Genomic DNA, 13,472 nt, shown 5'->3' with positions numbered 1-13,472 from the left:
CTAAACTAGCCCCGCTACCCATTGCCCCAACAGTAACAACAACCAGTTGGCGTAGGGCAAACTGCTGAAAATCGCTCCCTGACGCGATCGCCCCCGCAGCCATAGCACCCAGCCTCCCGTTAGCCCCAAAATGGCCACCGGCGGAAACAGGGCGATCGCGACCCACGCCAGCCCGGCTCCTACCGAAGCCGCCGAATCAGCCTGGGCCAAGAGAGACGGCGAAGCCACCGCAGCCAACAACCCCGGAGGCAGCAAGGCCCCAAAAAATAGGCTGTTAGCAATCAAGACAAACTGAGCAAACCCGCGCATGGCTTTTGCCGTCCCGCCGCGCACCGGAGCGCGCAGCCGCATTTGTCCTCGGATTGTGCCTCCAAAGCGGTTAAGCCAGCAAGGGGCGATCGCTCCGGTGCAGACGCTGGGTAACAGGTTGTAGGCTGAAGAAACCAGCGTCAATCCAGTTCAATCGCGTTCAACCGGGTTCCCAAGGCCCTAGTAGCAACAACTCCCCCGGTTCGTGAACCAGGAGAGTTGCGGTTGACTGGATCTTGGATTGGTTGATGGTTGTTGGTTGCCCAGGGGCGATCGCGCTGGATCTGCACCCCGGCTAACCAAAACCACTGACCAATCCGATTGACCAATAACTGGATCAGAACGATCGAAAAAGGGCGATCGAACCTTACTTGACCGAAGCTTCTGCGCCAGCGTCTTCCAGTTTCTTCTTGGCGGCTTCGGCATCGTCCTTGGAAGCGCCTTCCTTGACCACCTTGGGAGCAGCTTCCACCAAATCCTTGGCTTCCTTCAGACCCAAACCGGTCAGTTCGCGCACCACCTTCAGCACGGCGATCTTCTTGTCGGCGGGCACTTTGTCCAGCATCACATCGAAAGCGGTCTTTTCTTCCACTTCCTCAACCGCAGCGGGAGCAGCCGCCACGATCACCCCGCCAGCGGGAGCCGCAGCGCTCACGCCGAACACTTCTTCGATTTCTTTAACCAGCTCAGCCGCTTCCAGCAGGGTCAGCGACTTCAAGCTTTCAACGATCAATGCGACCTTCTCAGACATGGATTTGCTCCTTGCAATGGTTGAACAGCAATAACAGCAACAGGGGAAACCAACACAGTCGATCGGGATCGTCGGCTCGGGGGCCAAACCCCTAGGCCGCCGGGCGATCGCACTGCTCGATTCTGAAGCGATCGCCTAGGCGGCTTGCTTCTCGGAAATTGCCTTGATCCCACGAGCCAGCATCGAAGGCACTTCCTTGACACCGAACGCGATCTTGGTGGCCAGGCCATTGATCCCGCCAGCGATCTGAGCAATGAGTTGCTCCTTCGAGGGCAGGTCGGCAATTGCCTTGACCTCGGCCTGCGTCAGGGCGCGACCTTCCATCACACCGCCGCGCAGCTCGGTTTTCTTCGAGGCCTTTTGGAAATCTTGGTATGCCTTCAGGGCAGCACCCAGGTCTCCCTTCAGCAACAAAAATGCCGAAGTACCCTTCAGAAACTCCGTCATGGGCTGCCAGTTGGCATCATCCTCAACGGCGATCCGCATCAGCGTGTTTTTCGTCACTTTGCAAACCGCGCCGCTCGCAGCGATGCGATTGCGTAGATCCGACAATTCAGCAACCGACAGACCCGCGTAGTCGATCACTGCCACCATTTCGGTGTCAGTGAGCAGCGACTTCAGATCCGCGACAATTGCTTGCTTGTCCTCCAGCGTGCGACCCATTCGTCATCACCTCCTTTCGGTTTGTCGCGCAGTCTGGAAACGAGAACCCCCTCGACGGTCAGCCAAAGACGGGTCGAGGGGGTTCGATTTGACAGCCAAACAGCACCCTGAGCGGGTAGCGAGTTGGCTCAAAACAGAACAGACCTCGGTGGGGATTGATTAAGCGATCGCGAAGCCGCGAACACACCCACTGTCTTTGGTTGTTGGGTTTTGAAGCTAGGGTTTTGAGAAGCGACTGCTGGGCCGCTAGTTCAACATCGAGGAGGTCTTGGCTGTTGATTAGCACCGCGATCGAGCCAGATCAACAGCCGAAGCTTGGATTCGCGAAGGGGTAAATCTCTACCCCCAGCACCGCCCGTTTAGGCAGCGTTATCGCCAATCTTCAAGTCGCGCAGGGCAGCTACATCTACTTCTACCGACGGCCCCATGGTGGAGGTCACGTAGATGCTGCGCCAGTAGCGACCCTTGGCACCCGAAGGACGATTACGATCGATCGTCTCTTGCAACGCCTTCAGGTTCACCAGCAAATCTTCTGCCGTAAAGGCGGACTTACCGATGCCCACGTGGACAATACCCGTGCGATCGGCCCGAAATTCCAGCTTACCAGCCTTGAACTCCGAAATCGCCTGAGGCAAGTCGAACGTCACCGTACCACCTTTCGGCGACGGCATCAAGCCCCGGGGACCTAACAGCCGACCCAACTTCGCCACCTGGGGCATCATGTCGGGCGTGGCAATCAGGATGTCAAAATCCATCATGCCCTTTTGGATTTCTTCAATCAGGTCTTCGGAACCGGCAATATCAGCGCCAGCGCCCGTTGCTTCCGCGACCTTTTCCCCACGGGCAATCACCGCCACCCGCACGGTTTGACCCGTGCCCTTGGGCAGGGCCACGGTTGTCCGCAACTGTTGGTCAGTGTATTTCGGGTCAATTCCCAACTTGATGTGGGCTTCCACCGTTTCCACAAACTTAGCTGTGGCCAGTTCCTTCACCAGCTCCAGCGCTTCCACGGGCGCATAGGGACGCGGTTCCACCTTGGCCATTAGCTCGCGCATCCGGCGCGAAATCTTACGAGTCATGAATTAAAACACTCCTTCGGGGTCATTAGCGAAGAGCTGATCTTCTCCCCCAGATGGTTTTCAGCAAATCTGTTTGCGATCGGTCAATGACTCGGTGGATTAGGAGTCGATCGAGCCGACTGCCCCCAACCGAACCAATGGCTTCTACTCGACGATCGTCACGCCCATGTTGTTGGCCGTTCCTTCGATGATCCGCATGGCGGCTTCCACATCGTTGGTGTTCAGGTCAGGCAGCTTGGTTTGAGCAATTTCCTGAAGCTGAGCGCGAGTAATCTTGCCCACCTTTTTGGACTTCGGATCGCTCGAACCGCGATCGATGCCAGCGGCCTTGCAAATCAACACGGAAGCAGGCGGCGTTTTCAGGACGAAGGTAAAACTCCGATCTTCAAACACCGAAATTTCCACAGGAACCACCAACCCAGCCTTGTCGGCCGTGCGGGCGTTGTATTCCTTGCAGAACATCATGATGTTGACCCCATGCTGACCCAGGGCGGGCCCGATCGGGGGAGCAGGGGTCGCTTTGCCGGCGGTAATCGCCAGCTTAATGATTGCGACGACTTTCTTAGCCATTCGTTTATTGCGCTATGGGACGAGCTAGCTTTGCTTTTGAACTTGGTTGAACTCCAGTTCAACCGGGGTATCCCGACCAAAAATCGACAGCAAGGCTTTTAGCTTGCTGCGTTCGGGACTCACTTCAATCACCTCGCCCTCAAAATCCTTAAACGGCCCAGACAAGACCACAATCTTGTCACCGGCCGCCATATCAATTTTGATGACGGGTTCTTGCTCCTGGGCCTGGCGGAAAATGCGCTCGACTTCAGCGGGACTCAGGGGTACGGGCTTGACATGGCCGCGCCCGCGACCTTGGCCGCGCCGTTGTTCTGCCCCCACAAAGTTAATCACGTTGGGGGTATTCTTCACAACCATCCAGGTTTCGTCGTCCAGATGCATCCGCACCAGGACATAGCCGGGGAAAACCTTCTCGTCGCCATGCTGACGGCTACCGTCCTTGCGCATTTTGACGGTGGGGGTTTGGGGAATTTCCACCTGCAAAATTCGTTCGGCCACGTCAAGGGTTTGCACCCGTTGTTGCAGGTTCATCTTGACGCGATTTTCGCAGCCGGAAGCCACTTGCACGGCATACCAGCGAGCACGACGGGCCAAAACCTTGGGCGCTTGCTCTTCGGCTTGTTCGTCGCTGTCGTAAAACTGTTCGTCGCTCAGGCTCATTGGAACACCTGCTTTGCGATCCAAGTGAAGAGGTTGTCAACCAGATAGATGGTTGTGGCGGAGAGAACAACCATCAGCACCACCGCCACGGACTCACTGATGAGTTGTTGGCGACTGGGCCAAACGACTTTGCTGAGTTCTTCGCGAGTGCCGCGCAGAAACTCGGTGGGGTCGAATTTTTCGTTATCTGGGGCTGGCGATTCCGCTGGTTTGCTCACGGGTGGGTTCCTCTGTTGACCAATGATCCTTAGGATGGGGACTCGATCGCACGGAAGACCAAAGGCTGATGGGCAATAGGGCCACAGACTGGCTCCGGTGAAGAGGCGTTCGATCGGTCGTGATACCCGGTTGGTCGATCGGGGCTGATCGGAAAACACGCCTCATGAGAATCTACCCAAAGACCTCTTGCCGGTGATGGCGGTCAGCCTTTGGGTAGATTCATCGGCGATGAATGCCAGCGCGCCCTGGAGGACTCGAACCCCCGACATCAGGTTTTGGAGACCTGCGTTCTACCGACTGAACTAAGAGCGCACGTTTGGACGTTTTCTCAGTTTAGCACTAATCGAGGCCGGTCACTCAAAAACCATTTGAGATGAATGAACCGATCGAACGAAGATCCGGGGAGGATCTTACTTCTTGCGATCGAACCGTTCCTTGATGCGGGTTGCCTTACCAATGCGCTGACGCAGGTAGTACAGCTTGGCACGACGGACTTTACCACGGCGCACGACTTTGATATTCGCGACGCGGGGCGAGTGCAGCAAGAACACGCGCTCTACGCCAACACCTTGGAACACCCGACGCACGGTGACGGTTTCGTTAATCCCGCCGTTGCGCATCGCGATGATGGTGCCTTCGTAGGGCTGGACGCGCTCTTTGCCGCCTTCTTGGATCACAACACCAACTCGAACCGTGTCCCCGACATAAAGGACGGGCAGGTCTGATTTGAGTTGCTCAGCTTCGATTGAGCGGATGACTTCTTGCGCGTTCATGACTGGTTCAAAAAACCACAAGCACACATCTTAGCTGTTGAACAGCCATTTCGTCTAGATTGGTTTGGCTTTTTTCCGATCGAGCCTGGATCGTCCCCCTTGCTCGATCGGCCCTCTACACTGGGGAAACATATAAGATGCGGGACAATTCTCCTCGGTGGCACTGGGGCGGAGGGCTGAACAAACCATGGAGCAAATCCTGAAAAGATCACAGCAACTGGTGCAAGGACTGCGATCGCCCTTGGGGTCGGCCATGGTCTTGTCATTTGTGGTGCACTTGGCGGCCTTACCTCTGCTGGCGGACTGGAATCCGGCCTCACCCCCCGAGGACGAGCGCAAAGTGGCCCTGCTGGAGCTGACCCCCGAGGAACTGCAAGAGCTGCCGGCCTTTGCCCGGGAAGCGGCTGCCCAGCCCCAAAACCCAGCCGGACTGACCAATCCCCCCAACTCCAATTCCGGTAGCGCCAATGATCTGTTCAATCGCTTAGGCTTGGGCAGTTCGTCACCGTCCGTTGGTCGCGGAGCCGCCGCCGATCCCTTCAATACCTTTGGTGGCGCAGCGGGTAACCAGGGGCGTTCCAACAGTCGCATGGGCGATCGGGCCGCGAACCGGTTTGAGAATAATCCCAATAACAACCCCTATAACAACCCCTATAACAACTCCTACATCAATCCCTATAACGATTACGCTGGCTGGGATCAGTTCCAAAATCCGCCTCCCCGTCCCAATGGTGGCGATCGCGGTCGTCAGGGTCGCCAGCCCAATGGCCAGTCCCGATCGCCCGTTGCAGCAACCCCCGCCACCGCCGCCGATCGCCTGGCCCAGTCCACCGCCAACGTTGCGATCGCCCAATTTCGAGATCAATCGCGAATGGCGGCCGGTCTTCAGTCCCTGGCCAGCGGTCTGAACCCGGAACCCACCGATCGCCCCGGTAACTACACCTTTAACCCCAACCTGGTGAGCAGCAACGCCACCCAAGGCCGCCTGAGCCAACTGGCCGATTGGGTGAAACGGGTCAACGATCTCCCCATGCGCAACGCAGATGGATCCCTGCTGCCGGGCACGGGCAAAGAATTAAACGGCGTTTTCCGCGACATGCTCACCGTCGGAGACTCTATTCAAAAGAAAGACACCCCGATCCAATGGCGCAAATTTGCTGACCTGCGGGCTTGCACCACCCTGAGCGCCAACCCGCCCCAACCGATCCGCTTGGTTGTCTTGGTGGGCGATCGGGGACTGGTGGCCCCCGGTTTGAACCCCGTGCGGTTGGTGCAAAGCTCCGGCTACTCAGCCTTGGATGACGAGGCGATCGCCTTTTTGACCCAACAGCTCACCGGCAAAAAACTCTCCGATCGCCCGGGTTATCTGATCCATATCTACACCCTGACCTATCCCCCTTGCAGCAGCGCCAATCCCAGTCCGACCCCTAGCCCTACATCCAGTCCAACCCCTAGCCCCACACCCAGCCCCACACCCACCACCAACGAAAGCCCCTCATCACCCCCCAGCGAAACTCCGGCTCCCACCGGCCCATCGCCCTAGCATTGGCCACGGCCACCCTTTCGCCATCCCTGTTTGTCCTCCGATTGATCGAGTACGGTCTAGCGAAAGTAATCGAAAAAACCGGTTGCCCCCAGCGATCGCCCCGCGCCAGAGTCAGCCGACTGGGTAAAATCAACCCACCTCCCTACTCAGGATTTTGCGAGAACTCTGAAATCGTAATGGCAACCAGCATTTTTCAATTCAGACAAAAAGATCGCCGTCCCTGGCTGCGGGTCATTCTGCAACTGCGCGGCTCCGTTGTACCCACCATTGCGCCCCGTGTGCTGCTTTGTGGAACCTTTGCCGCAGTTGTGAGTTGGTTACATGCCCTGAAAGTTCCCGTTGCCCAACCGGGCTGGGCGAATTTAATTCCCAGCGTGGTGCTGGGGTTGCTGTTGGTTTTCCGAACCAATACCGCCTATGAGCGGTTTTGGGAAGGGCGCAAACTCTGGGGCGGAATTGTTAACACGTCCCGTAACCTGGGGCGACAAATCTGGGTGGCAATTGACGAAACAACGCCAGAAGTTCGGGAACAAAAAATTTCAGCCCTGAATCTAATTGCTGCCTTTGGTATTGCCACCAAGCAACATTTACGGGGGGCATCCATAACTGAAGCGGTTGCTGATTTGGTGGAGCCGAGTGTGCTGGCTAATTTGCAAACGACTAACCATGTACCCCTCGATTTATCAGTACGAATTGCCGCTTTTTTAGAGGAGCAGCGCGATCGCGGTAACCTTAATCCGTATCAACTGGCTTCCATGCACCGTCTGCTTGATGTGCTAGTGGATTCTTTGGGAGGCTGCGAGCGAATTTTACGAACGCCCATGCCCTTTGCCTATGCCATCCACCTGCGGCAATTGCTATTAATCTACTGCCTGCTTTTGCCCTTTGAATTGGTAGCTAAAGTGGGCTGGTGGACAGGATTACTGGTTGCCATTATCTCCTTCACTCTGTTTGGAATTGAAGAAATTGGCGAAGAAATCGAAAATCCCTTTGGCACGGATCCAAACGATTTGCCGCTAGATGCCATTTGCAACACCGTTCGCCAAAATATGCAAGATTTGACCACTCTGAATCCCCGGGAAGCCCATGCCCGGGCATTGGTAGATAACAGTTTTCAGTAGCCGTTTTTGCGAGGGTGGAATCTAAGCGGGGTGGCAAGGCTGGGGGCCAAAATTTAAGGTTGATCAACAGTAGTTGATTTACTAACATTCGCTAACGTATGCCAATATTTAGATATGGCATACATCCCTCTCAGAAAAGCGGTCGAATTTCTGGGATTGCATCCAAATACGCTAAGGAAGTACGCAGATGAAGGGAAGATCGAAACCATCCGAAACGAGGCGGGCCAGCGGCTTTATAACGTCGAGTCATATGGACGCAACGCAACTCGATCTACCATTGTTTGCTACTGCCGCGTCAGTTCAGCCAAGCAACGAGACGATCTCGCAAGACAAGTCCAGTTCATGCGCGATCGCTACCCCGAAGCCGAAATCATCCAAGACATCGGATCGGGTCTCAATTTCAAGCGCAAAGGACTGCAATCCCTACTGGTCAGACTCATGCGCGGCGATAAGCTCCAAATTGTGGTTGCCTGCCGCGACCGATTGTGTCGATTCGGATTCGAGTTGTTCGAGTTCATGGTTCAACAAAACGGTGGCGAACTCATGGTTCTTGACCAATCTGTTCACTGCCCAGAATCAGAACTCACAGCGGATCTGCTCGCCATCCTTCACCTCTTCTCTCGTCGAATGCCCGGACTCAGAAGCTACCGCAAGGCGATCCAGGAAGATCCGAATCTTCCTAAACCCTGATCAAAAAGCGCTCTTGAAGCGATGGTTTGGCGTTTCGAGATACGTCTACAACATCACAATCAAACATCTTCAAGAGCCGGGAACAAAAGCCAATTGGATGGCAGTTGCGCCCATCATCTTGGGTGCGCTACCGGAATGGGCCAAGTCCGTTCCCTACCAGATCAAAAAGATTGCGGTCAAAGATGCTTGTACTACCGTTCGGGAAGCCAAGAAGGGATTCAAGACGGACGGACAGATTCGCAAGTGCCGTTTCCGTAGTCGCAAAGATCGACAACAAACGATCTACATCCCCAAATCGGCCATCAGCGAAAACGGTGTCTATTACACCATCTTGGGGAAAGCAACCCTGAAAGAATCAATTCCTGATGGCTTCAGTGATGGTCGGTTGACACTTGCCTATGGTGAGTATTACCTGATCACCTCAACAGAAGTGCAACCCATTCAGTCCGAAAACCAAGGGCGGGTGGTTGCCTTAGATCCCGGTGTTCGCACATTCATGACCTTCTTTGCTGAATCCTCCTATGGATGGATCGGCAATGACTCGAACTTGTTGATTCAAAAGCTGTGCTTCAAGCTGGATCGCCTGGTTTCCAAAATTACCAAGGCTAAGTCAGCTCAGAAGCGCCGCTTCAAGAAAGCCGCCGATCGCCTGCGTTCCAAGGTGCAACACCTGGTGAAAGAACTTCACCACAAAACCGCACGGTTCCTGACTGAAAACTTTGATGTGATCTTGCTGCCCAGCTTTGAATCCTCTCAAATGGTGAGTAAATCACGTCGCAAGATTAAGTCGAAAACCGTGCGACAGATGTTGACCCTATCGTATTACCAGTTCAAGAAACATTTAGAGTGGAAAGCCTGGGAGTTGGGCAAGGTTGCTTTGACCAATATCAATGAAGCTTACACATCCAAGACCGTTTCATGGACAGGTGAAATCGTGAAGATTGGCGGCTCTCGGGTCATCAAGTCGAAAGTTGATGGGCGGTCAATGAATCGGGATCTCAATGGTGCTCGTGGGATTTTCCTACGGGCATTGGTTGATACGCCTTGGTTGAGAGACCATCTCAACTTATGCATTTGTTAGCATCCGTTAGCAAAAAAGTATCGGAACAATTGCAATAGTCCCAATCGTTCCAGATGGCTTCTGGTTTCCCATGACCCATCACGTTTCTGCTTGGCTCGATCGCCTGGCCCTTTGGCTGCCGGGGACTTTTGAAAATCGGGAACAGGCCCTGGCGGATCCCACTTGGTATGTGGGTGTGCGACTGTGGCATCGATCGATCGGGGTCTTTGGGCCCGGCCACTTGGGAATTTATGCGGAACAGGCCAGCGCCCCCACCTTCGCCAAAATCTATCGCCCCAGGGTGTTTCAGATTTCCCCTACCTCCGATCCTGATTTCCCGCTGGCGGTGGCCTACTTTGCCCTGCGACAGCCGGAGCGGTGGCGAGGTGCGGGTTTAGATCCCGCTATTTTGGAAACCCTGACCTTAGCGGACTTGGAGCCGCTGCCCGGTTGCCTGTTACCAATGGCGGTGTTGGCAGAGGGGGCCGGTTTTCGGGCCCAGCTTCCGCCCGATCGCCGTTGTTGTTTCCAGGCCGATGGGCAATTGCGCCAGGTGAGTTTGGGGTTTGAGGTGCGATCGGGCGAATTTCTCAGCTACGACAAGGGCATTGATCCCGACACGGGCAAACCAATTTGGGGGGCAATCATGGGCCCATTTCGCTATCGGCGCGTTGGCGATTAAGATGCGATCGCGGGGAGCCACCGTACGGCCATCCGCTGTGGGCAGTGGCAAGCCTTCCCCTCGCCCATGTTGGATCGATTTTGTTCGCTCCTATAACCATTCATTCCTTTCAATCCCTACGAAATCCCCGATTAACCACACCATGACCCAAGTGTCTGAAGCGATCGCCCCCGCTGCTGATTTGGTGACCCTTGGCCGTTGGATGGCCGCCGACTTCAGCAACCAAGCCCAAGCCTTTGAAAATCCGCCCTTTTTTGCCCATATTCGGGTCTGTATGCGGCCCCTGCCGATCGCCCTGCTAGGCGGCATCAGTTTCTATGTGGAACAGGCCTATGATTACGCCCTCAACCAGCCCTATCGTGTGCGGGTGTTGAAGTTGATTGAGGTGGATGGGCAGATCCAAATTGAAAACTATGCCGTTGCCCATGAGCAGGAATTTTTTGGTGCTTCTCGACAGCCCGATCGCCTGCAAGCGCTGACGGCCGATCGCCTGGAGCGGCTTTGTCATTGCAATTTTTTGGTGAGCCGGACGGGGCAAACATTCACGGGCCAGGTGGAACCCGGCAAGGCCTGCATGGTCACGCGCAAGGGCAAGGAAACCTACTTGGATAGTCAGTTTGAAATCACAGCCGATCGATTTGTGAGCTGGGATCGGGGCCGCGACCCGGAAACCGATGAACATGTGTGGGGTGCGGTGGCCGGGCCCTTTGACTTTGTGAAGGTGGCCAGCTTTGCCGATGAGGTCGTGGCTCCCTAGGGCGATGTGGCGGCGGTCGGGGAAGGGCGATCGATCGCCACGGTCGGCTTTCCCTGCGCCAAAATGATTGCCATCAGTTCCGCAGTGCTGGGTGGCCTCTCGGGCCTGAGCGGGCTGTCTTGACCGTTTTCAGTGCGCGGCTCCCCCGTTTTTGGGGTGGCCGCTCGACTTCGATCAATCTCGATAATTAATGTCCATCCGATCACTCCTGCGCTGGTTTTTATTGGGGTTGCTGTTGCCGCTGGCGTTTTTGAACGGCTGGATGTTGCTTCAGGTCTTCAATTACTTTCAGTCCCTGCTGTCTGCCTTTGTGGTGGCCACGCTGGTGTCTTTTCTGTTGGACTATCCCGTGCGGTGGCTGGAAGCGCAAGGGAAACGCTGGCGGGTGCGGCGGGAATTTGCGGTGTTGGCGATCGTCCTGTTGACCTTGGGGATTGTGGGTCTGTTGGGGCTAACGCTGGCTCCGGTGCTCTATGACCAATTTGCCGCCTTTGCCAATGGGTTGCCCGGTTGGGTGGCATCGAGTCGGCAACAGCTTGAAAACCTGTCCAGTTGGGCCATTGCCAAGCGGCTCCCGATCGACCTTCAGCAGTTGGGAACCCAGGCGATCGCCCAATTCTCAGCCCAAATTCAAAACCTAACCACCCAACTGGTGAGCCTGTTGGTGCAAATGGCCGGGCGGGCCTTTGATGCGCTGATTGCGATGGTGTTGGCGGTTTATTTGCTGTTGCGGGGCGAGCCATTTTGGGATGGCTTTTTTAGTTGGTTGCCGCCCGATCGACGGGAGCAGGTTCGCCAATGTTTTCGCCAAAATTTCCAAAACTACTATGCCGGCCAAGCGGCGCTGGCCACCACGATCGGGGTGGCCATGGTGTTGCTTTTTCTGGTGCTGCAAGTGCCGTTTGGGTTGCTGTTTGGCCTGGGGATTGGGGTCATGACGCTGGTGCCCTTCGGAGCCGGAATCAGCATTGTGGTGGTGAGCTTGCTGTTAGCGGTCAAAAGTTTTTGGTTGGGGCTACAGGTGCTGTTGCTGGCCTTTTTGGTGGATCAAATTATTGAAAATACGGTTGCTCCGCGCCTGTTGGGGCAATTTACGGGGCTGAACCCAGTTTGGGTGTTGTTGTCGCTGTTGGCGGGGGCCAAGGTAGGTGGCTTGTTGGGGGTGGTGTTGGCGGTTCCGTTGGCGGGAACGATCAAAAGCGCGATCGAACTGTGGCGATCGCCCAACCATGGCTGGACTTTGGCAACCGATTCCGCCTTGCCAACCACCACCACTCGACCCGATCGCTGAGGGTCGGACCGCAGGATTGTGGAAAGCTAAAGCGCTGAGTATCTACAGGTTCCTAGGCTGCTTCAATCTAGGGCCTAGCCTATTCCTCAATTCTCAACTCTCAATCCTCAAATCGCTGAACAGCGAGCACCGCATTTTGGCCGCCAAACCCAAACGCAAAACAAAGGGTTCGATCGACGCTCCGGGCGATCGGGGTTTGTAGCCAAAAACCGGCAAATTCTGGATTCTGCAACCCCACCGTGGGCGGCAACTGGCCGGACTCAATCGCCAAAAGACAAAACGCAACGCCCAAGGCACTGGAAGCCCCTAGGGTGTGGCCAGTGGCTCCTTTGGTGGAACTCACGGGCGGTTGTTGGGGAAAAAGATCTTGAATTAAATTGGCTTCCTGGGCATCATTCAGCTTGGTGGCCGTGCCGTGGGCGTGGATATAGTCCACCTGTTCCGGCTGCCAGCCGCTACGTTCCAGGGCCAAACGCACCGCAACCCGAGCCGATCGCCCCGTTGGATCCGGTGCGCTGAGGTGATAAGCATCGGTGCTGAAGCCAGCCCCTAAAATTTCTCCATAGATTTTGGCTCCGCGCGATCGGGCCAGGTCAGCCGCTTCCAGCACCAGCAGAGCCGCCCCTTCTCCCAACACCAGCCCCTCGCGCGATCGGTCAAAGGGATAGGAACCCTTGGCCGCCAGGGCCCCCATTTGGGCAAACCCCGCCAAAGTCAGGGGCGTGATTGGGGCTTCCACGGCTCCCGCCAAGACCCGATCGCACCAGCCTTCTCGAATTAAGTCCGCCCCCCGGGCGATCGCACTGATCCCGGTTGTGCAGGCGGTCATCGGGGCCAGCAGTGGGCCCCCTGCCCCCCATTGCTGGGCGATTCGCAGCGCTGGGCCGTGGGGCAAGTGCCCTAACCATTGCTCATTTAAGGGGCGTTGACCGGCCGCGTATTGCTCCAAAACGCCCTGATAGCTGCGGCTGGATCCCACTGAAACTCCCAATTGCCGATCGGGGTCACCCGGCCTGGCCCAAGAGTCAGATCGGAGATCAACGCCGATCACATCAGCCCAGGCTGCTGCACTGGTGCGATCGATCAGGTGCGTCAAGTCGGCGGGCTGGGCATGAGTTTGGGACTTCACGCGGGAATCCATCAGGGCGATCGGACGAGCCGGAATCGCCGCAAAAGGTTGATGCTGCTGAATCGCCGATTGACCGGCCAAGATCGATCGCCAGGTTGATGCGCGATCGCCCAAGGCCGACATCAGCCCAATTCCCGTTACCACCACCCGCCGCACAGTGAACCGAGGAAGG

Annotated in this window: 17 protein-coding genes and 1 tRNA gene; 7 read left to right on the top strand and 11 right to left on the bottom strand. The window is 56.1% G+C overall.

The annotated features are described in order from the left end of the window. The 10 genes from AC2IAX_RS10365 to rplS all read right to left on the bottom strand — a co-directional run bounded on the left by AC2IAX_RS10365 (window position 1) and on the right by rplS (window position 5,024). Complete coding sequence (locus AC2IAX_RS10365) at window positions 1–453, bottom strand: hypothetical protein (protein WP_494387438.1); 453 nt, start codon at window positions 451–453, stop codon at window positions 1–3. Window positions 454–676: 223 nt separating this feature from the next. Beyond that, window positions 677–1,060: a 50S ribosomal protein L7/L12 gene (gene rplL, locus AC2IAX_RS10360; RefSeq protein ID WP_494387437.1), complete on the bottom strand. Its 384-nt coding sequence runs from the start codon at window positions 1,058–1,060 to the stop codon at window positions 677–679. 135 nt (window positions 1,061–1,195) lie between these two features. Then, window positions 1,196–1,723, bottom strand: a complete 528-nt coding sequence (gene rplJ / locus AC2IAX_RS10355; protein WP_494387436.1) for a 50S ribosomal protein L10 — start codon at window positions 1,721–1,723, stop codon at window positions 1,196–1,198. 359 nt (window positions 1,724–2,082) lie between these two features. Then, window positions 2,083–2,802, bottom strand: a complete 720-nt coding sequence (rplA, locus tag AC2IAX_RS10350; protein ID WP_494387435.1) for a 50S ribosomal protein L1 — start codon at window positions 2,800–2,802, stop codon at window positions 2,083–2,085. Between the two features lie 144 nt (window positions 2,803–2,946). Further along, on the bottom strand, window positions 2,947–3,372 hold the full coding sequence (gene rplK, locus AC2IAX_RS10345; RefSeq protein ID WP_099534246.1) for a 50S ribosomal protein L11: 426 nt from the start codon (window positions 3,370–3,372) through the stop codon (window positions 2,947–2,949). 24 nt (window positions 3,373–3,396) lie between these two features. Then, window positions 3,397–4,032: a transcription termination/antitermination protein NusG gene (gene nusG / locus AC2IAX_RS10340; RefSeq protein ID WP_494387434.1), complete on the bottom strand. Its 636-nt coding sequence runs from the start codon at window positions 4,030–4,032 to the stop codon at window positions 3,397–3,399. Then, window positions 4,029–4,250 carry a preprotein translocase subunit SecE gene (secE, locus tag AC2IAX_RS10335; RefSeq protein WP_099534244.1) on the bottom strand — a complete coding sequence of 74 codons (222 nt, stop codon included), beginning with the start codon at window positions 4,248–4,250 and terminating at the stop codon, window positions 4,029–4,031. Before secE ends, nusG begins: the two co-directional genes overlap by 4 nt. Next, window positions 4,216–4,416, bottom strand: a complete 201-nt coding sequence (locus tag AC2IAX_RS10330) for a hypothetical protein (protein WP_494387433.1) — start codon at window positions 4,414–4,416, stop codon at window positions 4,216–4,218. The genes secE and AC2IAX_RS10330 overlap by 35 nt, the downstream gene beginning before the upstream one ends. 74 nt (window positions 4,417–4,490) lie before the next feature. After that, window positions 4,491–4,563: transfer RNA gene (locus AC2IAX_RS10325), tRNA-Trp, on the bottom strand. A 98-nt stretch (window positions 4,564–4,661) separates the two neighbouring features. Then, window positions 4,662–5,024: a 50S ribosomal protein L19 gene (gene rplS / locus AC2IAX_RS10320; RefSeq protein ID WP_099534243.1), complete on the bottom strand. Its 363-nt coding sequence runs from the start codon at window positions 5,022–5,024 to the stop codon at window positions 4,662–4,664. Window positions 5,025–5,211: 187 nt separating this feature from the next. Between rplS and AC2IAX_RS10315 the strand changes: the two genes are divergently transcribed. From AC2IAX_RS10315 to AC2IAX_RS10285, 7 genes are all read left to right on the top strand, one after another. Then, window positions 5,212–6,567, top strand: coding sequence for a hypothetical protein (locus AC2IAX_RS10315; protein ID WP_494387432.1), 1,356 nt, complete (start codon window positions 5,212–5,214; stop codon window positions 6,565–6,567). Window positions 6,568–6,746: 179 nt separating this feature from the next. After that, window positions 6,747–7,691, top strand: coding sequence for a bestrophin family protein (locus AC2IAX_RS10310; protein WP_494387431.1), 945 nt, complete (start codon window positions 6,747–6,749; stop codon window positions 7,689–7,691). A 114-nt stretch (window positions 7,692–7,805) separates the two neighbouring features. Beyond that, a complete protein-coding gene (locus tag AC2IAX_RS10305) occupies window positions 7,806–8,381 on the top strand; it encodes an IS607 family transposase (protein ID WP_494387430.1) in 576 nt (191 codons plus the stop codon). A 13-nt stretch (window positions 8,382–8,394) separates the two neighbouring features. Next, window positions 8,395–9,462 carry a zinc ribbon domain-containing protein gene (locus tag AC2IAX_RS10300; RefSeq protein WP_494387429.1) on the top strand — a complete coding sequence of 356 codons (1,068 nt, stop codon included), beginning with the start codon at window positions 8,395–8,397 and terminating at the stop codon, window positions 9,460–9,462. A 70-nt stretch (window positions 9,463–9,532) separates the two neighbouring features. After that, complete coding sequence (locus AC2IAX_RS10295) at window positions 9,533–10,123, top strand: CpcT/CpeT family chromophore lyase (protein ID WP_494387428.1); 591 nt, start codon at window positions 9,533–9,535, stop codon at window positions 10,121–10,123. 142 nt (window positions 10,124–10,265) lie between these two features. Further along, window positions 10,266–10,880 (top strand): chromophore lyase CpcT/CpeT, encoded by a 615-nt coding sequence (locus AC2IAX_RS10290; RefSeq protein WP_199309241.1) that lies wholly within the window; start codon window positions 10,266–10,268, stop codon window positions 10,878–10,880. Between the two features lie 190 nt (window positions 10,881–11,070). Continuing rightward, window positions 11,071–12,171, top strand: a complete 1,101-nt coding sequence (locus AC2IAX_RS10285) for an AI-2E family transporter (RefSeq protein ID WP_494387427.1) — start codon at window positions 11,071–11,073, stop codon at window positions 12,169–12,171. A 100-nt stretch (window positions 12,172–12,271) separates the two neighbouring features. On the opposite strand, the gene AC2IAX_RS10280 is transcribed toward AC2IAX_RS10285, so the two are convergent. Next, window positions 12,272–13,456: a beta-ketoacyl-ACP synthase gene (locus AC2IAX_RS10280; RefSeq protein ID WP_494387426.1), complete on the bottom strand. Its 1,185-nt coding sequence runs from the start codon at window positions 13,454–13,456 to the stop codon at window positions 12,272–12,274. Window positions 13,457–13,472 lie beyond the last annotated feature (16 nt).

The organism is Limnothrix sp. HT2024 (assembly GCF_059138625.1).
The sequence above is the reverse complement of the archived record's forward strand: the minus strand, read 5'-3'. Positions and strand labels throughout refer to the sequence as shown.